Raw genomic sequence first — 23,977 nt, forward strand, 5'->3', positions numbered from 1 at the left:
ATATAGTTGTTATACTTATATGTAAGTAATAAAAATTATCATTTAATAAAGGTTTGTCTATTTTTTCTCACCTGAAAAAAGGAAAAGGCTAAGGAGTTAATATTCATCAAAATGTAATAAAACCTTTGCAAGGATCCTGCAGTCCTCCCTTTTATATACCAAATGGGAATAATCAGGATTTATTGATACAAAAAACTCTTTCTTTTCTATGTACGATGCTTTTTTTATCCACATATTTTGATCTTTTTCAATTAGGAAAATAGCTCCATCTTCAAACTCTTTTTGAGATAGGTCAGCAATCACTAAAGATCTGTCTTTTATGAGAGGCTGCATAGATTCGCCCTCGACTGTTGAAACAAAAAGTGACTTTCGGGAGTACGGAAGCTTTAATAGGTCTTCTTGAAACTCCAACTCTTTCCTTACTGCATTTTCATCTATTATTTGGTGATATTCCAGTTTAATTGTATCCATGAACTTTCCTTGATATTGTTATTTTAGCTGAATTTACTCAATGCATTAAACTATGTAAAAATTCCACCTTTATCATAAGATAAAATAAATAGGAATCTTTGCTAGACAATCACTTGCCGGAGGTTTTTTAGATGAAGAACTAAAGTATTTCAATAAGGTTTTTGATGATATGATATATGGATGGTAAAGTATTGGCCAATCATTAAAAAGTGCTATAATAGTCCTAACTTTGTATGCGTAAAGGCTAAGCTATGAAACACTACAGAGGTACCAGAAAAAAACTTACCGCCTATATAGATCGGTTTCTTGAGACAGGAGAGACCGTGGAAAATATCAGAGATATCTGGTATAAGTTCAAGGGGGACATCGAACATCTTAAAAAGATGCCTGATGACAAGTGGGATATCTATGTGAACCACCTGATAGGAGAGTACCTCTATGAACTCTTTTTGGATGGTGATATAACGATCTACAGTCGACTCAACGTGATTACCAAGGGGCTTGGTAACGACAGCCATACCTACAATACCCCCATCGTACTCTTTACCGAAAAGCCGACGCGAAGTACAGAAGTGTTGTCAGAAGCTTTGCTCTGTGGTGTCTATAACAGTACTGGTCAGATCCCGTCTTTCGAATCAGTGAATATTGCCGAATATCTTAACCGTACCGCAAAACATAACAAAGCTTATCTCATAGCCATTACTGACTATGATCCATCAGGTGAGTCTATTTTTCACTCCCTTGCCGTGAAGGTCAAGAATGATTTAAAGCTCATCAACCCGGATATCGAGTTCAGTGCTATCCCAGTGCTTTTTGGAAGCGGATATGAAGATATCATCTCCCATTATCCCACCTATACACTCAGCACCAACAAACAAAACAAGCTCAACCAAGCCTGGATCAACAATGGACAGACCCTTGGTGTCGAGCTCAACGTTGTAGAGAACAAAGCCGAACTACTCGAATCAGCCATACTGAAATCCGTCGCTCCGGAAGTCGTAGAAGCATTAAGCCGACACAGATGGAAAAAGCAAAAAGAAGAAGAGATGTTAGCAAGCGATGAACGCTATAAGCAACTGCATGAACAGCTAAGAAAAAGGGTAGAGGATATTCGAGAGGAAGTAGAGTCCTTAGAAACGGTATTTGACGCGAAATGGTCTACACCAATCGATGTTGAGGGAGTAAAAGATATGACGCGGGAGAAATAAAAAAGGATACAAGATGAAAATAGATCTCCAGCAAATTATGTTAAAATTCCGGTTTGATACAATAGGATAAAAACAATGGGTATTTTTGCTTTACAATCACTTGCCGGAGGTTTTTTAGATGAAGATCTAAAGCATTTCAATAAGGTTTTTGATGACTGGTGTGTACAGTTTGAGAGCGTGGAAGATGCACAGCTTATCGTAGATACCCTTGAACAAGGCGATAATCTCAAGATCGTAGAGATCACCCCGTTGAGCTATCCAAAATACTTTTTCCCCAGCCTGAAGGGTATCATCCACGCCACACGCGAGCATGAAGGGAAGATCATCTGCATCGTTGAACCGCAAATGGGTATGAGTTTCCGTATAGCCATTTGCGATTTGAAGACCAAAAAGGTAAGAATGCTCCAGAGCCGCTATAAAACGGCACAAAGTGTTGAAGGGGTATTTGCAAATCTATCTTTTGAGTTATGATAGTTTTTTACGTTCATTCTTTCTCATTTTCATCGTCTCGATAGGAACGAGGTAACAATACTAAGAGATCTGTTCTACTAAATCATTATCTGTAGGATAGCCCGGAACTTCAAAACCATCCTCATCAAAAAAATGTTTTTTACCTGTATCCATACTAATGCATACCAGAGCGTACTTTTCGTCCTCGCGAACCTCTTTGATAATAAATCTCTTGCCCATCCGGGTCTTCCATCTCTGACCAGCTTTGAATTCTAAAAACTCATATGCCATGTATAAGTTTTGTTACCTATTTTAAAACAGGAAATACTGCTGGATCTGTAAAGACCCAGTTTCGATCTTTAACCGGTGTATGACACTTTATACAGGACTCTCCTCCATCATTGAAAGGCTTTTGTGCTTGACCAAGCCAACGTGCCCAACCCCACCCAAAGGTATTATTGTATTTCTTTGAATCTCTAAACATAAACTCTGCATGGACAAATTCTCCTGGTGCAGTTGCTGCTTTCCAATCATTAAGTTGTTTATCTTTCCAAACAACCTTTCCCAATATAGCACCATCTGGCCATGGATTGACATTGCCTGTACGTGCAGCTTCGATCGCAATGGGATTACCCAGTATTACACGAATTGTGTTGTTGTCGGTACGGTGTGAAACAGCTATCACAGACCAATCCTGCCATCCTACAGGATAATCAATAGTATTTGATGGTTCTGGAGTATCCGCTGCTACAATGACAATGGACGACAAGCTCATAGCCAAAATAGTAAAAAATAATTTTATAAACTTCATTTGAAATCCTTTCTATAAGTGTGAATGATAGTCTAACTACTTATCAGATGGGTGAGGTTTCCTCATCCACCATTATGGAACTATGAATAGTATACAAGAAATGTCTGTATATTTCATGAAATATCATATATGCTTGTGTTATTGAGAGAAGGAAGGTTGGGAGTCTTGAATTGATGAATGAAATAATAAAGTGAGAGAGGAGGGTAGTTTTACCCTCTGTTGCTCCCACGTCCGCCGTTACGGCTGCTGCGGCTTCCGCTTGAACGTCCATTACGGCCATGTCTACTACGGCTTCTGTTTCCACGGTAACCACCACGATTACGGCCACCACCACCTCCGCCTTTGCTTTTCATCGCTCTTTCTATTAGAAGTTCCACTTCTTCAAGGCCAAGACCGATGTGGTCTTTACCTTTGACAAAATTATCTTCCTGTACCAAAGAAGCAAGTAGGTGAGCTATGGTAACGATATCAAGATCATGCTGTAGTGTTTTGACTAGGTTGATCGCACTTTCAGTTACTTTAGTCTCAGCGATCTTCGCGATCAGTGCATCAGCACGGTTGTTTTGTACCTCCATACGTGTAGGGATAACTTGTGTGGTCATCTTTGTACCTACATCTTTTTCGATGCGTTTGATGGTTCTAAGTTCATTAGGACTGACCAGAGTGATCGCTTCACCAGTCTTACCTCCACGTCCTGTACGACCGATACGGTGCACATAAGACTCAGAATCAAAAGGGATATGGTAGTTAAACACGTGTGTCACATCATTGACATCCAGACCACGTGCCGCTACATCCGTCGCAACAAAGATATCGATACCACCTTGCTTGAATGCACGGATCGTTACTTCTCTTTGTTTCTGCTCCATATCTCCATGAAGACCACTTACCTTGAAACCTTGAGCAGTCAGGTGTGCGACCAGTCTATCCACCTCTTTTTTCATACGACAGAAGATGATACATTTTGTCGGGTTCTTATAGTCGATGAGCCTTACAAGTGCATCATCTCTCTCTTTCTCCTGTACCACATAGTAGAGTTGAGTGATAGAAGTGTTTGTAGACTCTGACTTCGTGATAGAAACCGTTTTAGGGTTTTTAAGGATCTGCTCTGCAAGTTTTCTGATACTGTTTGGCATCGTTGCCGAGAACATCAATGTCTGGCGTGCTTCCGGAAGGAAAGTAAAGATATTTTTGATCTCATCGAGGAATCCCATATCAAGCATTTCATCTGCTTCATCAAGGACCACGAACTGAGGATTCATTTTGATCTTTCCGCTCTCAAGCAGGTCTTGAAGTCTACCCGGCGTTGCTACGACAATAGAAGCCTGTTTGATACGGTCTATCTGTTTATTGTATGCTGTACCGCCATATACCGTAGCTGTTTTAAGTCCGCTCTTTTGACCGAAACGGTAAAGTTCATCACTGACCTGCATAGCAAGTTCACGTGTAGGAACGATTACAAGACCTTCAACAGAACCGTCACCTTTCATCATGCTCATGATAGGGAGACCAAATGCAGCAGTTTTACCTGTACCTGTCTGTGCCTGGGCGATCATATCATGACCTTCCAATACTAAAGGAATAGCGTCTCTTTGAACCGGACTCGGTTCTGTAAATCCAGCTTCTGCTACAGCAGCCTGAATCGTCTCTTTTAAATTAAAATCTGTAAATTTCATGTAGTGTTTTCTTTATATTGATATTGTGTGGGGTGGTAAAGTCTTGGCGATAGAACGGTTCTAAAGTTACAAGCATGTTATCTGGCACTCATTGCCGATACCCCTGTCACTAAAGCAACTGGGTGCACCCTGTTTTATGCAACTTGATACCAAACTATCACACGCCGATGCGTGGTAAAAAGGAGATACATGTGATGTATCTAAATAAGGAGTTTGATACTCTCTTGCAGTAAAAGTTCGGAATTATAGCGAAATAAACAGGAAAATGCTAGGTATATTTCTATTTCTTATGGTTTTTTAAACAATTTGTTATAGTTTTGCTACACTAATATGAACAAATCCACTTTACATCGTTTCAAACTCTTTTGTTTCATTAACAATATCATTGATCTGTCGTTGTAAATATTTTGGTAGAGAGGGGATTTTCAGGTCCAAAAATCCCTCGATGATCAAAGATTTTGCCTTATCCTCTTCAATACCCGATGCCATCAGGTAGGCAAGCTCATCTTTTGAGATCATACCCACACTTGCTTCATGGGAGAGTTCAAGGTGAGGATCCTCTCCCAGCAGCTCCGGGATCGCGTGAATGTAGCCTTTCTCACTCAGAAGAAGCCCGTTACAGGCCATTGAACCCCTGCCATTGGGGTGTTTACCGATGATCTCTCCTCTAGTTATAACTTCACCACCATTGGACACCACACGGCTGATGATCTCAGATGATGCCCCATCACCATTTAAGATAACCGTCGATCCGACGTCAAACTGAGAATTTTCAGGTGCATATATGACAGTATAAAATTCCCCGAGTCCAGACTCTTCTATCACTGCAAGCGGATTCATCTGCAGTTTTTTTACACTGGTCATCGCTATATAGTTTGAGATAAATTTTGCATCTCTACCAACATGTGCAGCACTTCTCGGGTAGACTTCCACCTCTTTTCCCCAACTATGTATCATAGTGCTGGTGAGTGTGGCACCTTCTTTGACAAAATACTCCGTAACACCAAGATGGCGACCGGATGCAACATGTGCATTGGCAACACAGCCGTTGATAAGGTGAAGCTCAGAATCCTCCTCAGCGATCACAATGTTATGGGTACACTGCGTGAATTTTTCAGTATTGATCATATAGCAGGTATAGACAGGCAGTGTAATTTTCACTCCCGCTTTGACACGGATGAAATAGCCAAGCAGTACATCACTGGAGGCTACCTGTTTGACATAATCGTCCTTCCCTTTATCTACAAGTGTAAAGAACAGATCCTTGAGCCATTCATATTTTTGTAATGCTGTTTCGATGGGAAGGATCTCAAGGCCTTCAGCAGCGGAGTGTGTATCTAAGATATCCCAGTCTTTGGCAAAAAAATTTGCTGATCTCTCCTCTTTTTCATCATATGCAACCTTTTTCAGGGTTGTTTTCGTAGTTTCATCCAGTTGCTTCATGTGTGATCCTTTGGTTTCTTATAACACTCTGCACACCCTGTAAAACCTAGTCTCTTAATATCTTTCATAAGTGATATGGGATCGCCGGTGCAGACGATCTTGCCGTCCATGAATACGTGCCCGATATCTGCATCAATATAGTTAAGGATATGTCCGGTATGGGTAATTATGATCGCAGAACGTTCACGCTGGGTTTTAGGCATCTCTTTTTGAAGGATCTTGTTGATCGCTTTGGAGATGACGGCGATATTTTCGATATCGACCCCGGATTCGGGTTCATCTATTAAAAGCAGGTCAGGGTTTTGTGCATAGAGTTTCAGTACTTCGGCCCTTTTGAGTTCACCACCTGAAAAACCGACATTGAGCTCTCTTTCCAGAAAGTTTTCCATACCAAGTGCTTTTATCTCATCTTCAAGGTCCTCCGCGCGGTTGATCGCATGGAGAAAGTTTCGTAGTGTCACCCCCTTGATCTTCGGGGGATGCTGAAAAGACATACCAATACCCAGATTGGCGATCTCATCTGTGGTCAACGCTTCTATGTTATTGGATTTTACATGGATCTCTCCGCTGTCAATGCGGTAGCCGGGAAGTTTCAAGATCGTATTGAGCAGGGTGGATTTTCCGGAACCGTTTGGACCGAAAATAACATGGATTTCACCTTTGCCTATGCTCAGGTTCATCCCTTTGATGATCTGTTTGTTTTCTACAGAGACATAGAGATCGGTAATTTTTAAGATGGGTCCATCCATTTTAAACCCTTTTCTTTCTCATAGGCTGGTTAATACACCAGAGTAGTGTATAGCTCTAAAATTGATTATATCATAAAATATTTATCTTCGTTTGCATATAGATGTGGGAGAGGTAAGAGAAATGCCGTGTATTAAAAAAGGTATGTAATACACGTTTGCAGTCAATGTTTTGATCAGTAGAGTTAGAGTAATCCCATAGCTAACTTTGCTTCATCGGTCATGCTGTCCTGGCTCCATGGCGGGTCAAAGACTATTTCTACATCTACTTCTTCAAGACCCTCTTGGCGCGCAGCGATACTTTTGACCAGGTCGATGATCACTTGCGAGAATGAACAGGTTGCTGAAGTCAGTGTCATCGTGATTTTGGCTTTTTTCATCATAGAGACTTCATCTGTCCATGTATCGATATTGTAGATAAGTCCCAGATCATAAATATTTACCGGAAGCTCAGGGTCATAGATCTCTTTAAGGTGAGCGATGATCTTTTCTGTCATCTCTTCATCTGTTGGCTGAGAGTCGATAAATTTTTGTCTCTCATCTGCCATTTTCTCATTGATGTTTTTCTCTTCACTACTCATGATGTTATCCTTGTTCTTTACATTTTTGCGCGTAGCCATAGACCATATTTAAAAATGCTTCCAAACTTTGCTGACGTACAGGGGAGAGGAGCTCTACCACGCCCATGTCGTGGAGTTTGGCAGGGTCAAAGTTGAGTATCTCATCAGCCGGACGGTTGGAGAATATGTCTAAAAGAAGAGTCAGCATACCTTTGGCCATCTCAGAGGTACCTTCACCGCGGAGTTTGAGAATACCATTTTCACATTCACCGACAAGCCATGCGTCAGAAGCACAACCCTTTACATAGGTATCATCATTTTTCTCTTCGTCAGAAAGTGTCGTATGGCGTTTTCCCAGATCAAAGATGTACTCTAACTTGTCATTGTCCGTAGGGAATAGTTCAAAATCTTCTTTATACCTTGCTACTGTCTCTTCCATATTCATTAGTTATCCTTTTTATGTACTAAGTAAAAGACCTCTTCAAAAGCTTTTTTGATGCGCTCTTGGTGTCTGCTGTCCTTAACCGTTTCGATCAGTGTATTGGCAAAAGCGATCACCAGCATTTTTCTCGCTTCAACACGTGTGATACCGCGGCTTTGTAGGTAGAAAAGCTGTTTTTCGCTAAGTTGTCCGGTAGTTGCACCATGGCTTGCTTCCAGTTCATCAATATAGATCTCAAGCTGCGGTTTTGCAGCCATATATGCTTTATCATGAAGTAAGATCGCTTTAGAGTTCTGTTCTGCCTTGGTATATTTACCGCTCTTCTCTACACGGATGAGTGCATCAAAGATACCTCTGGACTCACCGTCCAAGATGTTCTTCGCTTCTTGTTTAGAGGTTGAATGTTCACCACGATGCACGATCTGTGAGACGGTACCACGTTTTGCATCACTATTGAGGTAGAGGAGGTGACCTGCATCTATATGTGCACGCTCATCTAACTCTACTTTGAGAAGCTGTAGTGCATTGTCTCCGCCAAGATCAAAGCTTTTAAAGACAGAATGCGCATTTTTGGCTACATTGATCTTATGTGAAGCCACCATGCTATAGCCACTGTTTTGCATACGCTGCATTTTTAGCAAACGTAGAGTAGAGTCTTGTGAAATATGTATATCATACCCATAAAGTACAAGTGAATTCTCTATATTTTCTTCTACAAAGCTCTCATAGACAGTTGCATGACGGTTCGCCTGTGTGTAGAGTACGATACGGTAATTGATCAGCGCATCGCTTTGTGTGAACTTATGCTCTATCTCTACCTCTGTATCTCCATCAAGTTCTATTTTGATCGCTTGGGGAGAGAGAAGGTGCCCAAGATAATAGAGCGGGTCAAAATGATCCATATCGATCTGTCCGCATGGTTCATTGTAGACACGTAGACCTTGTGGAGCAGCTACTACCACACCGTCAACAATCTCTATCTTATCAGAGACTCGAAGCGTTTTTGGAACGTATGTAAGTGTTTTGTACTCTTTTTCCAGGAGTTTTTCTACATCAAAGTAACGATACTCTTCTGACTTTTTACTCGGAAGTCCCAGTGATACAAAACGCTCTACCAAGATATCTCTATCTTTTATATCCAACAAGCCATTGACTTCTTGCAGGTTTTTGTTTTTAAGCGTTGAAAGGTTCATTATTCTTCCTCTATCGCATCATATCCGGTATCTTCAAGCTGTGCTACAAGCTCTGGTCCTGCTGTTTTGATCACTTTTCCATCTTTCAATACATGGATATAGTCTGGTTCAATATAGTCAAGAATACGACTATAGTGCGTGATAACCAAGAATGAACGTTTACCGTCTTTCATCTTGTTGATCCCTTCAGATACGGCTCTTAGCGCATCGATATCCAGCCCGGAGTCGATCTCATCAAGAATGATGACATCTGGTTCAAGAAGAAGCATTTGAAGAATTTCATTACGTTTCTTTTCACCACCTGAGAAACCTTCATTGAGTGAACGGCTGATCATATCTGACTTCATACCAAGCATCTCTAAATGGTCTCTCATAAGACGTAAAAACTCAGCTGAATTCAATTCTTCTTTACCTTCGTGTTTACGCTTAGCATTGAGCGCTGTTCTTAGGAAATATGCATTGTTAACACCAGGGATCTCTACAGGGTGCTGGAATGAAAGGAAAATTCCCTCCAAGGCTCTCTCTTCAGGTTCCATCTCATTGATATTCTTACCTTTGTAGATGATGTTTCCACCAAGTAATTCAATATCATAGTGTCCTACAAGCGCTTTAGAAAGCGTAGATTTACCAGCACCGTTCGGTCCCATGATCGCATGGACCTTTCCTGGTTCCAGTTCTAGGTTTAGACCTTTTAAGATCTGTTTGTCACCTATTTTTGCTTCTAAATTCTCAATTTTCAAAATACTCATCCTACACTTCCTTCTAATGTTAATTCTAATAATGCTTTTGCTTCTACCGCGTACTCCATAGGGAGTTGGCTGAAGACTTGTTTACAGAAACCGTGAACGATCATACTCACAGCATCTTCTTCATTGATACCTCTTTGACGGAGGTAAAAGAGTTGTTCGTCACTGATCTTTGAGGTAGTTGCCTCGTGCTCTACCTGTCCTTGTGTATCTTTTGATTCAAGGTAAGGGAAAGTGTGTGCCCCACACTCAGAACCAATGAGCAGTGAATCACACTCAGAGTAGTTTCTTGAACCTGTGGCATTGGCACCTATCTTCACCAGTCCTCTATAGGTATTTTGACCCTTCATGGCAGAGATACCTTTAGAAATGATGGTTGAAGAGGTATTTTTACCGATATGTATCATCTTTGTACCTGTATCTGCCTGCTGAGCCAGGGTAGTAACTGCTACTGAGTAGAACTCACCCACAGAGTTATCCCCTTTTAGGATACATGACGGGTACTTCCATGTAATGGCGGAACCGGTCTCTACCTGTGTCCATGAGATCTTAGAGTTATCTCCTTCACAGATACCTCTTTTGGTAACGAAGTTATAGATACCGCCTTTCCCGTTTTCATCTCCCGGGAACCAGTTCTGGATGGTAGAGTACTTGATCTCTGCATCTTTCATCGCAACGAGTTCAACAACGGCTGCATGAAGTTGATGCTCATCACGTGTCGGAGCAGAACATCCCTCATTGTAACTAACGTATGACCCTTCATCTGCTACGATCAGTGTACGTTCAAATTGCCCTGTGTTCATGGCATTGATCCTAAAATAGGTACTGAGCTCCATCGGACAACGTACACCTTTAGGGATATATACAAAGGTTCCGTCGGTAAAGACCGCAGAGTTAAGTGCTGCAAAATAGTTATCTGCCATTGGTACAACAGAGAACATATATTTTTTAATGAGATCAGGGTGACGTTCTATCGCTTCTGAGATCGAGCAGAAGATCACACCATGTTCAGCAAGCTCTTCCGCATAGGTGGTTTTGACCGAAACGGAGTCAACGACAGCATCTACGGCTACTTTAACACCGGCGAGTTGCTTTTGCTCCTCCAAAGAGATACCTAGTTTATTGTAGGCCTCTAGAATTTTGGGATCCACTTCATCCAGACTGTCAATACCCTCTTTTGGCGCTGCATAGTATGAGATAGACTGGTAGTCTATCGGTTCGTAGTCCAGTTTGGCCCAGTGTGGTTCAATCATGGTTTCCCATTTATGAAATGCTTTGAGACGCAGCTCTAACATCCACTCAGGTTCACCTTTCTTTTTCGAAATGAACGCAATAGTTTCTTCTGAAAGTCCCGGTGGTACAGTTTCGGTTTCGATATCTATCTCAAAGCCGAGTGCATACTCACCTGAGACAGCTTTATCTAATCCTTCGTTTGCCATTTAAAATCCTTATATAGATCATTATTCTTTTACAAGTTATAGCACAATTAGAGTGTGCGGTCAAGTATTTTTATAATATAGGAGTAATTTTATCCTATTTACCTTATATTTCAATAGGAATCGAATAATTCCTGTAGTTTTATTATATCATGTGTAAGAGTAACAAGGGGTTTTTGTTCATCTCCTCTTAAATGTTCCTCAAATGTTGTATGCGTATTCTTGTAAAAAATGCCTATAGGAATAGGATCATTTTCAAGTGCTTTTTGCATGGCTGAGGAGAGATCGTTATTCTTATAGCTGCTGTCGAGTTCATAAGTATTTTCATTGAACCATTTATAGGTGTTGATCTTGTTAAAGACCACACAAGGCTGAAAGACATCTACCAAGGCATACCCTTTGTGTAAAAATGCTTCTTTGAGCACCGTTTTGGCATGGGCTTGATTTCCGATATTGACACGTGATACAAAACCGGCCTTTAGCGCCAATGCAACCGAGATAGGATTGAACGGTTCATTACTGACCCCCTTTACCTGTACAGGGGATTTAAACCCTATCTGACTTGTGGGCGAGGCCTGGCCTTTGGTAAGACCATAGACCATATTGTTGTGTACGATATGTACAATATCAGGATTCCGCCTGATGGTATGCATAAAATGGTTTCCCCCTTCACCATACATATCTCCATCACCACCTTCTGCAATGACATTGAGTGCAGGGTTGGAAGCTTTGAGCGCTGTGGATACGGGAAGTGCCCGCCCATGAAGTCCACAAAACATATGGGTATCAATATAGTAAGGTGTTTTAGCTGCCTGCCCGATACCAGAGACGATGACTGTTTGTTTAGGGTCACATTCCAGTTCTGTCAATACCTCTTCCAGTAGTTTCAGTATCCCGAAATTCCCGCATCCGGGACACCATGCATTGTCAATATCAGTTCTATCGAGAGGGTGCTTCATCTTTTCTCCTTTAATACGTTTTCTAATACTTCTTTCAGTTGGTCCGAGAAGAAACTAAAACCATTGGATTGTAAAATACGATGATCGATCCTGATATCATGGCTTTTCAATAACTCTGCAAACTCGCCGGTCACATTGTTTTCTATCACTATATTGAGTGAAGTTTGTTTGAGGAATGCAAGATCTTCAGGATTAATCGGATGTACCCAGAAAAAATGGACATGAAAAAGTCTGGGATCATCTAGTGCATTCACTGCTTCCATGATGGCTCCTTTGGACGACCCCCATCCTATGAGAGCGATATCACCTTCTCCAAAGACCTTAGGGCCAAGTGCTTCAGAAATGCACAACTCGATCTTTTTTTGCCGCTTCTGAACCATCTTTTCACGCACCTGATAGCTCTCAGTGATCTGACCACGCTCATCATGTTCATCACTGGTCGCAACGACTAAGCCATCTCCAAGACCCGGGACTCCCCGTACTGAAATACCTGTATCACTCAGTCTGTAGCGGTCATAGGATGCATCTGTACTCTCTATATAGCGTCGTTGTTCATACGCCTCAAAATCAATACTTTTTAACAGACTGATAGAGTCCGCAAGGTACTGGTCACTCAGATAGATTACAGGCATCTGGAACCTGTCTGCGAGTTCAAAAGCAAGATAGCCGCAGTCGATACACCCCTGTAAATCACCCGGTGCCAGAACAATACGTCCAAAATATCCGTGTCCGCTGTATATGGCCAGGTTCAGGTCTCCCTGTTCTGTTCTTGTAGGCAAGCCTGTGGCAGGTCCCGGACGCTGTGCGAGGTAAACCACGGCAGGTGTTTCACTCATCCCTGAAAGACTGAGTGCTTCACTCATGAGTGCAAATCCGCCGCCTGATGTGGAAGTCATGGCTCTTGCTCCACCATACCATCCACCCAGTACCATATTTAATGATGCGATCTCATCTTCACTCTGTTCAACCAACACTGTAAACTCATTGGACATCGAAGCCATAAAATTCAGTACACCGGTAGAGGGGGACATCGGATAGGCTGTGATCATATTGCATCCTCCTGCCAAAAAGCCAAATCCAGATGCGGAAGACCCATCCATAAGATGCATGGAACCTGCAGACTCAAATAGCTTTTCAGGAAGTTTTAGAGATGGAGGGCTCTCCAGTTTATTGCCGTATGTCAACCCTGATTCCATTGCGCTTTCATTTCCCCGACGATCCTTTTCATCAAATATCCTGGTGATACTTTGTGACAATGGTTGAGATTCAAGATTAAAGATTCCAAATAGTGCACCGGCGGCATAAGAATTCGCATAATTTTTACTTCCAAGTTCCTTGGCTGTATGATTCATAGGTATGCTTGTGATATCTATCTGTTCGTGCTCAACCTTCTCATCTGCCAAAACGATAGTATCTTTTGTCAACCGTTCCTGTACATGCGTAAGAGCATGGGTATCCAGGGCTATAAAAAGGTCAACATACCAACATGGAGCAGTGACAGGACGGTCTGAGATACGGAGCAGGGTGGTGTTGCTTCCGCCCCGTACTCTTGACATATACTCTTTGGTAGAGAAGACAAAATAACCGCTGCTTTTAAATGCATCAGATAATAGATTTTCCAGTGTTTTGATCCCTGTTCCTGCTGCTCCTCCGATGAGTATGGAGATACTATGACCCTGCCCATGTACGTTTACCTCTTCCTTTTTCGGTAGAGATACAGGTGGGTTGGAGATCGTTGAGTGAAACGGTATGGTAATCTCTTTCATAGTAACGCTCATAGTCTCTTTCTTCTTCTCTTCGTTAGTATCATCTATGGTATCTTTACTGCTCTCTTCTTTACTGTCTGGCCAAGTGAGTTTACCTCCATAATATCCCAACACGATCACAGTGATCCCTGTTAACAATATAGTGCCATGGTAGATGATACTTGGTAAAGTAGTGGTATAGACCACATCAGGATCATTCAAATAGATCACGATACCTATAACACCAAGAATGAGGGTGATGATAGAGAATGTAAGTTTCTTAAGTAATATAGGGCTAAATGCGAGTTGGTAGTTGATCCACCAGCTTAATATTCCCGAAAGCATCGTAAATACACCCATCAGAGTGGAGGCAAAAAAAGTGTAAAACACTGCTGTAGCAAAAGAAGTACTAAGTTGAAAGAAAAAAATAAGGTCCAGTCCGGCGGCGAAGAGGTGCAGGGCGATAGGAAAATGAACCAGCATGGGGTGAGGGTGGAATTTGCGATACCATTTCACCCAATCTGTTCTCTTCGGATCATTTTGAACCTTTTCAACATATCCATCAAGCGTATCTACGATCTGAAACTTCTTAAAAACCTCTTCAGCATGTGGCGCATCGGCAAGTGCATCAGTGAGATCAACACCCGCTTCATGAACATTTTGATGTGTTCCATTTTCCCATAACGGACTCTCTGTTACATCATATATATTTCCCTTATAGGCAATATAGGCTTTTTGTTTGTTTTGTCCATTAAACTGCTTCAGTTTTTCCAAGGTCATAATCTAAGCTCCTGATCAGAAGAGTAGTGACACTGCATATAACACCAAGATCAAGTTGTATTATCGATATCATCGGTCTGATTATCGTCTGCCACTTTTACTTCTTTATAGTTAGGGTCTCTGAAGTAAATGATACACCAACCACTGGGATCAATACTTCCTTCAACTGTTTTACATTCATTGGTTTCAGGAATAAAGTGCATACATGTCTTACAGGAATTTCCATCTTTTGGTGTAGATTGATATTTTACGATATTTTTAGCTGTCTTGGCACTGAGCGTTGTAGTAAAAAAACTCACCATACCAAGTGCAGACATATATCTGAAAAAAAATCTTCTTGATGTTTTCATGATCACTCCTTTACGTGTTAGAATGTTTGTTCGGTACTACATTCTCATACCACAGAACATCATTTTGTACATGCTTCCAGATTTTCTGATACAAAGTCCCAATTCACAAGCTCCCACCATTTTTCTAGATAATCCGCTCTAGCATTTCTATAGTCTATATAGTAAGCATGTTCCCAGACATCACAGGTAAGTAAAGGTGTATGATCTAAAAGCAGTGGATTACCGGCATTGGAAAATGATTCTATGACTAAACTATCTGAGTCCTTTATACTCAGCCACACCCAACCAGAACCAAACAAACCTGCGGCCATTTCTAAAAATTTCTTTTTAAATTCTTCCATAGAGGTAAAATCACGTTCAATTAAGGCTAAGAGCTCTTTAGAAGGAGAAGTTTCCTTCGTACTCATACCACTAAAATAAAAATTATGGTTATACACTTGTGCACCATTGTTAAAGATACCGCCATCTGCTTTTTTGACAATCTCTTCAAGTTTCATGTCCGCATACACCGTACCCTCTATCAGTGTATTCAGTTTATTTACATATCCGGCGTGATGTTTACCATGATGGTATTGAAGTGTTTCTTTTGAAATATACGGCTCGAGTGCATTCTCATCAAACGGTAAGTCCATTAATGTGTGTGTCATTCTTGATCCTTTTTAATACTCATGTAGTATGTAGTTTTATACTCTTATAGTAGTCTAGAGTCTGTGCAGTCTGCGTGTAGTTATTATTTTGGTCTACAAAATAGACTTTTCAGAGTTTTTTATTCTTTAATCTTAAGGCATTCATGATCACAGATACCGAAGAGAAACTCATGGCAGCAGCAGCGATCATAGGAGAGAGTAAAATACCAAAGAAAGGATAAAGCACACCTGCTGCGACTGGCACACCTAAACTGTTGTAAATAAAGGCAAAAAAGAGATTTTGTCTTATATTCTTCATGGTAGCCCGGCTAAGATGAACTGCCTTGACAATACCTCTTAGATCACCCTTAACAAGCGTGATACCCGCACTCTCCATCGCAACATCGGTACCTGTTCCCATGGCGATACCGACATGGGACTGGGCCAGGGCAGGAGCATCATTGATCCCGTCTCCTGCCATGGCGACGATCTCATTTTTATCTTGAAGTGTTTTGATGATGTCTGCTTTTCCTTCAGGAAGTACATCGGCATGCACTTCATCGATACCGAGCTTTCTAGCCACAGCATTGGCTGTGGTCAGGTTGTCTCCTGTCATCATAACCACTTTCACGCCATCTTTGTGCAGTGCATCGATGGCATCCTTTGTAGTCTCTTTTATAGGATCTGCCACGGCAATGAGACCTGAAATCTTATCATCTATGGCGACCAGTACCACGGTAGCACCGTCTCCTCCCAGGGATTCGGCCCTCTCTTTCAGACTGCTTGTATCGATTTTTAAAGATTCAAAGAGATGTATGTTACCTATCACCATATTATGTCCATTGACAATCCCCTTGATTCCCTGACCGGTGATGGAGTCAAACGCTTTCACATCAAGTAATGGTATCTTTTGATCCTCTACTTCTTCCATGATAGAGAGGGCGATAGGGTGCTCACTTGCATGTTCAAGAGAAGCACTCAGTTGAAGCAGATCATTTTCTTCTATCTCTCCGACTGTTTCTATAGCAACAAGTTTAGGCTTACCCTCTGTTAATGTACCTGTCTTATCGACGATCAGTGTATTTACTTTTTCCATGATCTCCAACGCTTCGGCATTTTTGATCAATACCCCGTTAGCAGCGCCTTTTCCTGTACCCACCATGATGGAAATAGGTGTTGCTAAACCCAGGGCGCAAGGACATGCTATGATCAGAACGGACACAGCAGATACCAGTGCATATGCCAATCTGGGCTCCGGTCCGATAAAATACCATGTGATAAAAGTAAGGATAGATACAAAGACCACTGTCGGTACAAAATAAAAGGAGACAAGGTCTGCGAGTTTCTGTATGGGTGCACGTGAACGTTGTGCTTTGGCAACCATATCGATGATCTGTGACAGCAGGGTATCTGCACCGATCTTCTCTGCCTGCATGACAAGTGTACCGTTGCCATTGATCGTTGCACCGATCAGTTTCATACCTGATGCTTTATTGACAGCGATAGGTTCACCCGTTACCATGGACTCATCCACATGGCTAGCTCCTTCCAGAACAACTCCGTCTACAGGTATCTTTTCTCCGGGACGGATACGCAGTTTGTCTCCTACTTTGACCTCTTCAGTAGAGACCGTTGTTTCAGATCCATCAGGATGAATAAGCGTTGCAGTGTTGGGTGCAAGACTGAGCAGCATTTTGATCGCTTCATTGGTTCTTGAGCGAGCCCGAAGCTCCAATACCTGTCCCATCAGTACTAGCGCAGTGATCACAGCTGCCGCTTCAAAATAGACATGTACTGTACCCTCATTCCCTAACATTTGGGGTGGGAAAATAGTGGGAAAGAGCAGTGCCACTACACTGTAGGTCCATGCAACAGATACACCTAAAGCAATAAGCGTGAACATATTGGGGTTCCAACTTTTTACAGACTGCCAAGCCCTGACATAAAACGGCCATCCTGCCCAAAGTACTACAGGGGTCGCCAAAGCAAACTCTATCCAGTACAGGGTTTTGGTTGATAGATTCTCCGGTAACATTGCAGGCAACATATCCGCTACCATCGCTAAGAGAAAAAGAGGAAGTGCCAAGAATGCAGAGAACCAAAAACGTTGTGTCATCTCTTTGAGTTCAACATTCTCTTCCTCTTCAGCAGCCATGACAGGCTCCAATGACATACCGCATATAGGACAGCTTCCCGGTTGATCCTTGATGATCTCTGGATGCATGGGGCAGGTATATTGGGTAAATTTTAACTCTATATCACAACTGCCGTCAGGGCACTCTTCTGTTTTTAACAGTTCTTCCGAATCTATATAGGTATTTGGTGACATATCAAACTTATGTTTACAGTTTTCACTGCAAAAATAGTAGGTTTGATGATGAAACTGACTTTTAAATTCAGAATCTTCGGAAACTTCCATGCTGCATACTGGATCCTTGATCATCATAGACTCCTTTTATCATTATCGTTGCTAGAAAAACCACCGTATTCCTGCACCCCATTTTGTATCACTGTGATAACGTGCACCTATACTGAATTGTTTATTAATACGGTAATCCAAAGTGGCAGACCATTCACTTTTGAGTTCGGTATCGTATTGGTATTCAAGTTCCAAGCCTGTGTTGTTGGTCAGCATCACCTCTTTGATGAACCAGAGCCGTGCATCTCCCTGACTGTCCACCCAGAACTTTGCATCGATGAGTCCGGGAAGTAGATAGTTATACCCGATGATCGCACGCGTCTTATCGTTTTCTCTGTCTGCAATGCTCACACCACCGAACCAGGAACTGTAGCGGTCAATGAACCTATTATAGACGAAGTAGGTGTCATACTCTGTATCATAATCACTCTCCCAGTAAGCGATCAAACTGTTCTTACCACTAGCCGCTGCGAGCAATCCTTCATTCATGCTGTTAAGTGCCAGCATATTACCCCAGAAATACCACTGGTCAAACTTTTCGAGAAACTTGTCGTAACTGGCTTGTTCTTCTGCAGTTTTTGGTGTACCGTAGCTGACTACACGTGTCATACCGGACATCATATGGTACAGGATGTGGCAGTGGAAGAGCCAGTCTTTCTCATAATCAGCTGCAAACTCTATGACACTATTTCCCAAAGGTGCGATGTCTACTGTGTGCTTCAGCGGTGAACGACTTCCATTTTCGTTCACCACACGGAAAAAATGTCCATGCAGATGCAGAGGATGGTGCATCATGGTCTTATTCTCAAAGATAAAACGTACATTCTCTCCTTTTTTGATAGCTATTTTGTCTTCCTCACTCAATGTTTTACCGTTAAAACTCCAGATATAGCTGCGCATATCACCATTGAGTGTGAGATGTACCTCTCTCCATGGACGTTTTTTATCCAGTGTGGTATCTTCAAGTGCTTCAAGTTTGGCATAAGGTGTAGGCGGTCTTTGTGCTGATGACATATCCATATTTTTCATATTCATAGAAGCGCCGCACTTCATACCAGCTGTAGACTTTCCTCCGCTGCATTTCATTGTTTTACTGCCACCGATCCCTTTACCTTTAGGTTTCATGGAAGAACTGCACTTCATCGCATAATAGTTTGGTTTGGGTACCCCTTTGACGGCTATCTTTTTGCCGCTGCCTATATAGATCGAAGCTTTTCCTGAGCCATCCTGTGCTGTGGCTCTGAGTTCAAAGGAACCATCTTTGGGAACAGTGATGATGGCGTCATAGGTCTCAGCAACAGATATGAGAAGTTTATCTTGATCGAAAGGCTTCACATCTACACCATCCGCAGAGACAATACGCAAAGGACCATCTGCATACTGCAGATAAAAGTAGGTGGAGGCAGAACCATTGATGATCCGTAGGCGTATCTTCTCTCCGGCTTTTGCTTTGTATCTACTGTTCTGTTTACCGTTGATAAGAAAAGCATCATAGTAGACATCAGAGAGATCCATAGGCGGCATTTGATTTTTCCACTGTGTCAACATATTGCCCACTGCATTGTGTTCAATGGCACCCCAGAGTGACTGTACAGTACCTTTTTTGATGGAATAGTATTCGCTGCCGCGTTTCAGTGTACGCATGACTTCCTGCGGATCTTCATTGGTCCAATCTGACAACACTAGGACCAGTTCTCTATCGACTTTATACCGTTTCTTTTTTGGTTGGATCATAATGGAACCATACACGCCTCTTTGCTCTTGAAGCCCAGTATGAGAATGGTACCAGTATGTACCAGACTGTATCAGTGGAAAACGGAATGTATGTGAAGTATGAGCTTTTATAGGGGGTGTAGTGAGGTTTGGGACACCGTCTTGATCATTACGGCCAGGAAAAAGAAGACCATGCCAGTGAATGGAAGTGTCCACATCCATCTTATTGGTCACCTTTATGGTGACCCAATCGCCTTCTTCTGCTTTAATGGTAGGACCGGGAATGCCTCCATTGATGGTCATGGCTTCAACTTTTTTTCCCGTAAAGTTCACAGTTTGATACTCTATGACAAGATCGTAGTATACATTTTTGGCTGCAAGCAGGGTACTCAATAGATAGAATAATAGCAGTATCTGTTTCATTACATCACCTTCTCACGTTCCTAAACAGAATAATAAAAAAGTGTGCAATCAGCGTGCAGCTTAGAAGAGAAAATCAATATTTAATAATATCATTTTGTGTTAAAATACCGCTTTCCTCAATTACTGCTCTATATCCACCGATATGCTTTAAGCCACGCATCATATCCTTGTCAAGTAATCTTGAGAGGTAGCGACAGGGAGGGCAGGTACGTACGATACGGAACTTTGCCGTGCCGATGGTAAATATTTTGTCTTCAAGAAGTGAAGCATCAAAATTTTTGATGATAAGATTTCTTCTTAAATCCAGAAAGTCCAGATCGCTTTCTAATCGACTGTTACACTCTGCAAGCGATTCATAGGGGAGTATGCTGACCTCTCTGACATCCTGAGAGAGTTGGGGTTTGTTAAAGGTACCTTGTCCGTAGAAATAACGGTCACCCTCCAAACCTTTTCCTTTGATAGCCTGTACACTATCTACATAATGCAAAGCCTCTTTGGCCTTTTCTCCTATGATAATGGCATGCAGGGTCATCTTTTGCATAGATTATTGGGGTCTGTAAACCCTTACATTTTTAGCATCCTCTGCATCGCGCAGATACTGGGCATGCAGCTGGCTCATAATACCCTTGTCACAGTAGAGGAGATACTCCTTGTCCTGTGGGAGTTTCTTGAACTCTGTTTTAAGTTTATGGAATGGTATTTTAATACTTTTGCACGGTGTTTCGATGCACTCCTCTTCCGAACGTATATCTATCACCACATACTTCTCATTATTGAGGTCATGTATCACCTCTACAGGCGCTGCATTGGTCACATCATCGATGATCTCATCCACATAGATCTTCTGTGCATCTTCTACAGCTTTGTCCAACACAGAGTAGTCAAAGCGTGCTGCCTCTTTTTCCATACGTTTGTATGAACCGTGTGTGATCGGGTTTTTGGAGATGACACCGCAGTACTCCGGCATATTCTCGGCAAAACGGCGTGTGCCTATCTCACTGGCTATCTTGATGATCTCTGGTTTGTTCATTGTAGCTAGTGGACGTAAAATGAGTTTATTGGTCACCTGGTCTATGAGTGCCAGGTTACGCAGGGTCTGACTGGAAACCTGTGCCACGCTCTCACCCGTTAGCAGTGCATCTATTTCCAGTTCATTGGCCACTTTTTCAGAGGCAAGGAGCATAAGACGCTTAAGGGTGACTCCCATGTAACTCTCATGTGTCGAACGGAATATCTCTTCGATGACCGCATCAAAAGGTACAGAGATGAAAGAGACACGATGCGATGCACCAAACTTGTTCCAGAGATAAAGCGCCACCTGCTTGACACCTATCTCATGGGCGATCCCACCAAGATTGAAGAATATAAAATGGGTCTTTATACCCCTTTTCATCGTGAGATAAGAGGCAACGGTAGAGTCAAAACCGCCGGACATCAGAGAGAGTATATCTCCCTGTGTACCCAAAGGAAAACCGCTGAGTCCCACATGTCTGATGGTAATGATATTGAGTTGCTTATTGATCAGTTCCAGGCGGATGGTCACTTCGGGATGATGCAGGTCTACACCTTTAGTTTCATTGTGTGCCAACATATAGCCGCCTACGGTCTGGGCAATTTGTGTAGAATTAAAAGGATGGGTCCCTGAACGTTTGACACGTACCACAAAGGTCTTTCCTATAATCTCTTTGGCCATCATTTCATTCACTTTGACTTTGATCTGTTCAAGTGTTTCCATACCGTCAAACTGTAAGGCTTCAAGTACCTGTTCTATACCCGGAGTATCAAGGAGCGTTTGACGTACTTCAGTGAGAAATTCTATAGGTGTAACTACTTCGAGTTTATCAGAAAACTTTTTTACCGTGATCTCAGCACTGTATCTGCCTAAAAGTTTTACAAGATTATTATAGAGCTGTCCTACCATTTGTCGTTTGGCAGAAGCACCTTTGACCATGATCTCAGGAAAAAGTTTTAAAATGAATTTTTGTGTTTTGACTGATGGAGTTTCCACTGTTGTGCACCCTTGTTTTTGTATGAGTGGCATTATAGCACAAGAGGACTAAATGGCTATGACTAATCTTCAAGAGGGAAGTGCAATGATACAGATCTTGATGCCTCCAGAAGAGCCTGCGTTGCAATGAAAACACTGCGGTTTGTATTGAGCAAAGAGACAACTTTTTTCTCATTGATACCTTTATGACTGATAGAAAGAGATGCCTCTTTCATAATACGTTTGTTTTCCTCTTCTGATTTAGAAAACTTTTCTAAACATTTTTCTATACTCCACACCTCTTCCATATAATTGATATAGATCATGATCGCATAGAGAAGGTTCCTACGAATAGCATCATAAATACTATGAATGGTGCTACTACTGCTTTCTGAGAATTCGTTCATGTCATTTTTGATATCTTTAAGCATCTTTGCTGCATAGACGGATTCACGTACAGAGGCTAAAAGTGTTTCGAGACTTTTTCTCTCATCCTCCAGTAGATCTTGTTGGTTCAGAGCTGACACAAACTCCATGATCTTGATCTCTATCTCTTTGATCGTGTTATAGGCTATTTTATGATTAAACTCTATTTGTTCCTGATTCAATTCTACGGCCTCTTTCAGACCTAGCTTTTTTACAAAAACATCATTGGGTTTTATATTTGCGACCAAAAGAGCATATTTCATTGTTTTTACAAACAGATTGTTTACTTCATCACGTAATGCGACCAGTGCAGTTTCAGAAAATTGGGGGTCGACCAAATGTATGTATCGCGTTGGTTCCGGTTCAACATGTACAAAGAGTTGACTCAGCTGCTTGGCCATCAACGATATAAAAGGAAGAAGCAGCACAACACCAAGAATATTGAATATCGTGTGGAAGAGTGCCAATGCTATGACCGGATCATGCTTTAATCCTTGAAAACCCATCATAAACTGTGTCAAAGGTGCCAGTATCAAGAAAGCAGCTACTGCGGTAATAAGATTGAATATAAAATGTGCCAGTGCAACACGTTTTTTATCGGGTATGCCACCCATAGCACCAAGCATGGCTGTCACGGTTGTTCCGATGTTCGTACCTATTACCATTGCCGCGGATTGTTCAAAGCTCAAGATATGTACATAGAGTGCACTTAGTACAATAGCCGTAGCAGCAGAACTGGACTGGATCAGTGCCGTAAGGAAAAAACCGATACCGATAAATGCGATCAGAGGTAAATGTGATAATTTCTCAAGATCAATGAGACTGGTCAAAGACTCTATAGCACTTTTCATAAATTCAAGACCGAGAAACAGAAGACCAAATCCCACAAATACCTTTGCAACGATGGTGATCTTTTTATGATCAGGCGCAAATAGTAGCAGTAGACCTCCTGCACCTATCATAGGCAGAGCAAAAGCTTCGATCTTGACCTTAAAACCAAGAGTGGCAACGATCCACGATGTCAGGGTAGTACCGACATTAGCACCAAATATAATGCCAATACCCGAATATAATGTGATCAGAGAAGCACTTACAAAAGATAGTGTCATAAGTGTGACAACGGAAGAGCTTTGGAGCAGGGCAGTGGCAAGCGTTCCAGTCATGAGGGATTTGATCGTAGAAGAGGTTGAGTTCTTAACCCAGGTTTTAAAACGACGTCCGGCTGCTTCTTTTAGTGCAAGTTCCATATACAACATACCAAATAAAAACATTCCCAGACCAGAAAGTGCTTGTATAAATTGCGTAATCATATATTTAACTCTTTTTAAAAGCATTATATCAACATTATTGATATAAAGACAGTTCCA

At 41.8% G+C, this 23,977-nt stretch carries 22 protein-coding genes; 2 read left to right on the forward strand and 20 right to left on the reverse strand.

Features of this window, described 5'->3' with window-relative positions; genetic code table 11:
* Positions 1 to 96: 96 nt before the first annotated feature.
* Complete coding sequence (locus MN086_RS04665) at positions 97 to 471, reverse strand: S24 family peptidase (RefSeq protein ID WP_248576898.1); 375 nt, start codon at positions 469 to 471, stop codon at positions 97 to 99.
* A 251-nt stretch (positions 472 to 722) separates the two neighbouring features.
* Here MN086_RS04665 and MN086_RS04670 point away from each other — a divergent pair, with 251 nt between their 5' ends.
* Both MN086_RS04670 and MN086_RS04675 read left to right on the forward strand, forming a co-directional pair.
* The gene (locus tag MN086_RS04670) at positions 723 to 1,679 is read left to right on the forward strand and encodes a hypothetical protein (protein ID WP_248576899.1); all 957 of its coding nucleotides are present in this window, start codon (positions 723 to 725) and stop codon (positions 1,677 to 1,679) included.
* A 75-nt stretch (positions 1,680 to 1,754) separates the two neighbouring features.
* Positions 1,755 to 2,150 (forward strand): hypothetical protein, encoded by a 396-nt coding sequence (locus tag MN086_RS04675; RefSeq protein ID WP_248576900.1) that lies wholly within the window; start codon positions 1,755 to 1,757, stop codon positions 2,148 to 2,150.
* A 60-nt stretch (positions 2,151 to 2,210) separates the two neighbouring features.
* Here MN086_RS04675 and MN086_RS04680 read toward each other — a convergent pair whose 3' ends face one another.
* The 19 genes from MN086_RS04680 to MN086_RS04770 all read right to left on the reverse strand — a co-directional run bounded on the left by MN086_RS04680 (position 2,211) and on the right by MN086_RS04770 (position 23,920).
* A complete protein-coding gene (locus MN086_RS04680) occupies positions 2,211 to 2,420 on the reverse strand; it encodes a hypothetical protein (protein WP_248576901.1) in 210 nt (69 codons plus the stop codon).
* Positions 2,421 to 2,436: 16 nt separating this feature from the next.
* Positions 2,437 to 2,904, reverse strand: a complete 468-nt coding sequence (locus tag MN086_RS04685) for a cytochrome P460 family protein (protein WP_248576902.1) — start codon at positions 2,902 to 2,904, stop codon at positions 2,437 to 2,439.
* Positions 2,905 to 3,149: 245 nt separating this feature from the next.
* Positions 3,150 to 4,616 carry a DEAD/DEAH box helicase gene (locus tag MN086_RS04690; protein ID WP_248576903.1) on the reverse strand — a complete coding sequence of 489 codons (1,467 nt, stop codon included), beginning with the start codon at positions 4,614 to 4,616 and terminating at the stop codon, positions 3,150 to 3,152.
* Positions 4,617 to 4,961: 345 nt separating this feature from the next.
* The gene (locus MN086_RS04695) at positions 4,962 to 6,059 is read right to left on the reverse strand and encodes a SufD family Fe-S cluster assembly protein (RefSeq protein WP_248576904.1); all 1,098 of its coding nucleotides are present in this window, start codon (positions 6,057 to 6,059) and stop codon (positions 4,962 to 4,964) included.
* Positions 6,056 to 6,808, reverse strand: coding sequence for an ABC transporter ATP-binding protein (locus tag MN086_RS04700; protein ID WP_248576905.1), 753 nt, complete (start codon positions 6,806 to 6,808; stop codon positions 6,056 to 6,058). Before MN086_RS04700 ends, MN086_RS04695 begins: the two co-directional genes overlap by 4 nt.
* A gap of 182 nt (positions 6,809 to 6,990) precedes the next feature.
* On the reverse strand, positions 6,991 to 7,386 hold the full coding sequence (locus tag MN086_RS04705) for a metal-sulfur cluster assembly factor (RefSeq protein ID WP_248576906.1): 396 nt from the start codon (positions 7,384 to 7,386) through the stop codon (positions 6,991 to 6,993).
* A 4-nt stretch (positions 7,387 to 7,390) separates the two neighbouring features.
* On the reverse strand, positions 7,391 to 7,810 hold the full coding sequence (locus MN086_RS04710) for a SufE family protein (protein ID WP_248576907.1): 420 nt from the start codon (positions 7,808 to 7,810) through the stop codon (positions 7,391 to 7,393).
* Positions 7,810 to 9,000, reverse strand: coding sequence for a SufD family Fe-S cluster assembly protein (locus MN086_RS04715; protein ID WP_248576908.1), 1,191 nt, complete (start codon positions 8,998 to 9,000; stop codon positions 7,810 to 7,812). The genes MN086_RS04710 and MN086_RS04715 overlap by 1 nt, the downstream gene beginning before the upstream one ends.
* On the reverse strand, positions 9,000 to 9,749 hold the full coding sequence (sufC, locus tag MN086_RS04720) for a Fe-S cluster assembly ATPase SufC (protein WP_248576909.1): 750 nt from the start codon (positions 9,747 to 9,749) through the stop codon (positions 9,000 to 9,002). The genes MN086_RS04715 and sufC overlap by 1 nt, the downstream gene beginning before the upstream one ends.
* The gene (gene sufB, locus MN086_RS04725; RefSeq protein WP_248576910.1) at positions 9,746 to 11,185 is read right to left on the reverse strand and encodes a Fe-S cluster assembly protein SufB; all 1,440 of its coding nucleotides are present in this window, start codon (positions 11,183 to 11,185) and stop codon (positions 9,746 to 9,748) included. The genes sufC and sufB overlap by 4 nt, the downstream gene beginning before the upstream one ends.
* Positions 11,186 to 11,295: 110 nt before the next feature.
* Positions 11,296 to 12,141 (reverse strand): thiamine pyrophosphate-dependent enzyme, encoded by an 846-nt coding sequence (locus MN086_RS04730; RefSeq protein WP_248576911.1) that lies wholly within the window; start codon positions 12,139 to 12,141, stop codon positions 11,296 to 11,298.
* The gene (locus tag MN086_RS04735) at positions 12,138 to 14,666 is read right to left on the reverse strand and encodes a 2-oxoacid:acceptor oxidoreductase subunit alpha (RefSeq protein WP_248576912.1); all 2,529 of its coding nucleotides are present in this window, start codon (positions 14,664 to 14,666) and stop codon (positions 12,138 to 12,140) included. The genes MN086_RS04730 and MN086_RS04735 overlap by 4 nt, the downstream gene beginning before the upstream one ends.
* 50 nt (positions 14,667 to 14,716) lie before the next feature.
* Positions 14,717 to 15,016 (reverse strand): iron oxidase oxidoreductase, encoded by a 300-nt coding sequence (locus MN086_RS04740; protein WP_248576913.1) that lies wholly within the window; start codon positions 15,014 to 15,016, stop codon positions 14,717 to 14,719.
* A gap of 59 nt (positions 15,017 to 15,075) precedes the next feature.
* On the reverse strand, positions 15,076 to 15,663 hold the full coding sequence (locus MN086_RS04745; RefSeq protein WP_248576914.1) for a superoxide dismutase: 588 nt from the start codon (positions 15,661 to 15,663) through the stop codon (positions 15,076 to 15,078).
* A gap of 109 nt (positions 15,664 to 15,772) precedes the next feature.
* Positions 15,773 to 18,085 (reverse strand): heavy metal translocating P-type ATPase, encoded by a 2,313-nt coding sequence (locus MN086_RS04750; protein ID WP_248576915.1) that lies wholly within the window; start codon positions 18,083 to 18,085, stop codon positions 15,773 to 15,775.
* Between the two features lie 27 nt (positions 18,086 to 18,112).
* Positions 18,113 to 20,197, reverse strand: coding sequence for a multicopper oxidase domain-containing protein (locus MN086_RS04755; RefSeq protein WP_248576916.1), 2,085 nt, complete (start codon positions 20,195 to 20,197; stop codon positions 18,113 to 18,115).
* A 73-nt stretch (positions 20,198 to 20,270) separates the two neighbouring features.
* The gene (locus MN086_RS04760; RefSeq protein WP_248576917.1) at positions 20,271 to 20,738 is read right to left on the reverse strand and encodes an MOSC domain-containing protein; all 468 of its coding nucleotides are present in this window, start codon (positions 20,736 to 20,738) and stop codon (positions 20,271 to 20,273) included.
* Between the two features lie 3 nt (positions 20,739 to 20,741).
* Positions 20,742 to 22,205: a tRNA uracil 4-sulfurtransferase ThiI gene (gene thiI, locus MN086_RS04765; protein ID WP_371875216.1), complete on the reverse strand. Its 1,464-nt coding sequence runs from the start codon at positions 22,203 to 22,205 to the stop codon at positions 20,742 to 20,744.
* 62 nt (positions 22,206 to 22,267) lie between these two features.
* On the reverse strand, positions 22,268 to 23,920 hold the full coding sequence (locus tag MN086_RS04770) for a Na/Pi cotransporter family protein (RefSeq protein ID WP_248576919.1): 1,653 nt from the start codon (positions 23,918 to 23,920) through the stop codon (positions 22,268 to 22,270).
* Positions 23,921 to 23,977 lie beyond the last annotated feature (57 nt).

It is taken from the genome of Sulfurovum sp. XGS-02, from assembly GCF_023213175.1.
In the GTDB taxonomy this organism is placed as follows: domain Bacteria; phylum Campylobacterota; class Campylobacteria; order Campylobacterales; family Sulfurovaceae; genus Sulfurovum.

Coding starts and splice junctions, on each gene's coding strand:
- MN086_RS04685 (WP_248576902.1), bottom strand. CDS start 2,904: ATGAGCTTGTCGTCCATTGTCATTGTAGCAGCGGATACTCCAGAACCA.
- MN086_RS04730 (WP_248576911.1), bottom strand. CDS start 12,141: ATGAAGCACCCTCTCGATAGAACTGATATTGACAATGCATGGTGTCCC.
- MN086_RS04680 (WP_248576901.1), bottom strand. CDS start 2,420: ATGGCATATGAGTTTTTAGAATTCAAAGCTGGTCAGAGATGGAAGACC.
- MN086_RS04705 (WP_248576906.1), bottom strand. CDS start 7,386: ATGAGTAGTGAAGAGAAAAACATCAATGAGAAAATGGCAGATGAGAGA.
- MN086_RS04755 (WP_248576916.1), bottom strand. CDS start 20,197: ATGAAACAGATACTGCTATTATTCTATCTATTGAGTACCCTGCTTGCA.
- MN086_RS04770 (WP_248576919.1), bottom strand. CDS start 23,920: ATGATTACGCAATTTATACAAGCACTTTCTGGTCTGGGAATGTTTTTA.
- MN086_RS04670 (WP_248576899.1), top strand. CDS start 723: ATGAAACACTACAGAGGTACCAGAAAAAAACTTACCGCCTATATAGAT.
- sufC (WP_248576909.1), bottom strand. CDS start 9,749: ATGAGTATTTTGAAAATTGAGAATTTAGAAGCAAAAATAGGTGACAAA.
- MN086_RS04690 (WP_248576903.1), bottom strand. CDS start 4,616: ATGAAATTTACAGATTTTAATTTAAAAGAGACGATTCAGGCTGCTGTA.
- sufB (WP_248576910.1), bottom strand. CDS start 11,185: ATGGCAAACGAAGGATTAGATAAAGCTGTCTCAGGTGAGTATGCACTC.
- MN086_RS04700 (WP_248576905.1), bottom strand. CDS start 6,808: ATGGATGGACCCATCTTAAAAATTACCGATCTCTATGTCTCTGTAGAA.
- MN086_RS04735 (WP_248576912.1), bottom strand. CDS start 14,666: ATGACCTTGGAAAAACTGAAGCAGTTTAATGGACAAAACAAACAAAAA.
- MN086_RS04740 (WP_248576913.1), bottom strand. CDS start 15,016: ATGAAAACATCAAGAAGATTTTTTTTCAGATATATGTCTGCACTTGGT.
- MN086_RS04760 (WP_248576917.1), bottom strand. CDS start 20,738: ATGCAAAAGATGACCCTGCATGCCATTATCATAGGAGAAAAGGCCAAA.
- MN086_RS04750 (WP_248576915.1), bottom strand. CDS start 18,085: ATGATCAAGGATCCAGTATGCAGCATGGAAGTTTCCGAAGATTCTGAA.
- MN086_RS04710 (WP_248576907.1), bottom strand. CDS start 7,810: ATGAATATGGAAGAGACAGTAGCAAGGTATAAAGAAGATTTTGAACTA.
- MN086_RS04695 (WP_248576904.1), bottom strand. CDS start 6,059: ATGAAGCAACTGGATGAAACTACGAAAACAACCCTGAAAAAGGTTGCA.
- MN086_RS04745 (WP_248576914.1), bottom strand. CDS start 15,663: ATGACACACACATTAATGGACTTACCGTTTGATGAGAATGCACTCGAG.
- MN086_RS04675 (WP_248576900.1), top strand. CDS start 1,755: ATGGGTATTTTTGCTTTACAATCACTTGCCGGAGGTTTTTTAGATGAA.
- MN086_RS04715 (WP_248576908.1), bottom strand. CDS start 9,000: ATGAACCTTTCAACGCTTAAAAACAAAAACCTGCAAGAAGTCAATGGC.
- MN086_RS04665 (WP_248576898.1), bottom strand. CDS start 471: ATGGATACAATTAAACTGGAATATCACCAAATAATAGATGAAAATGCA.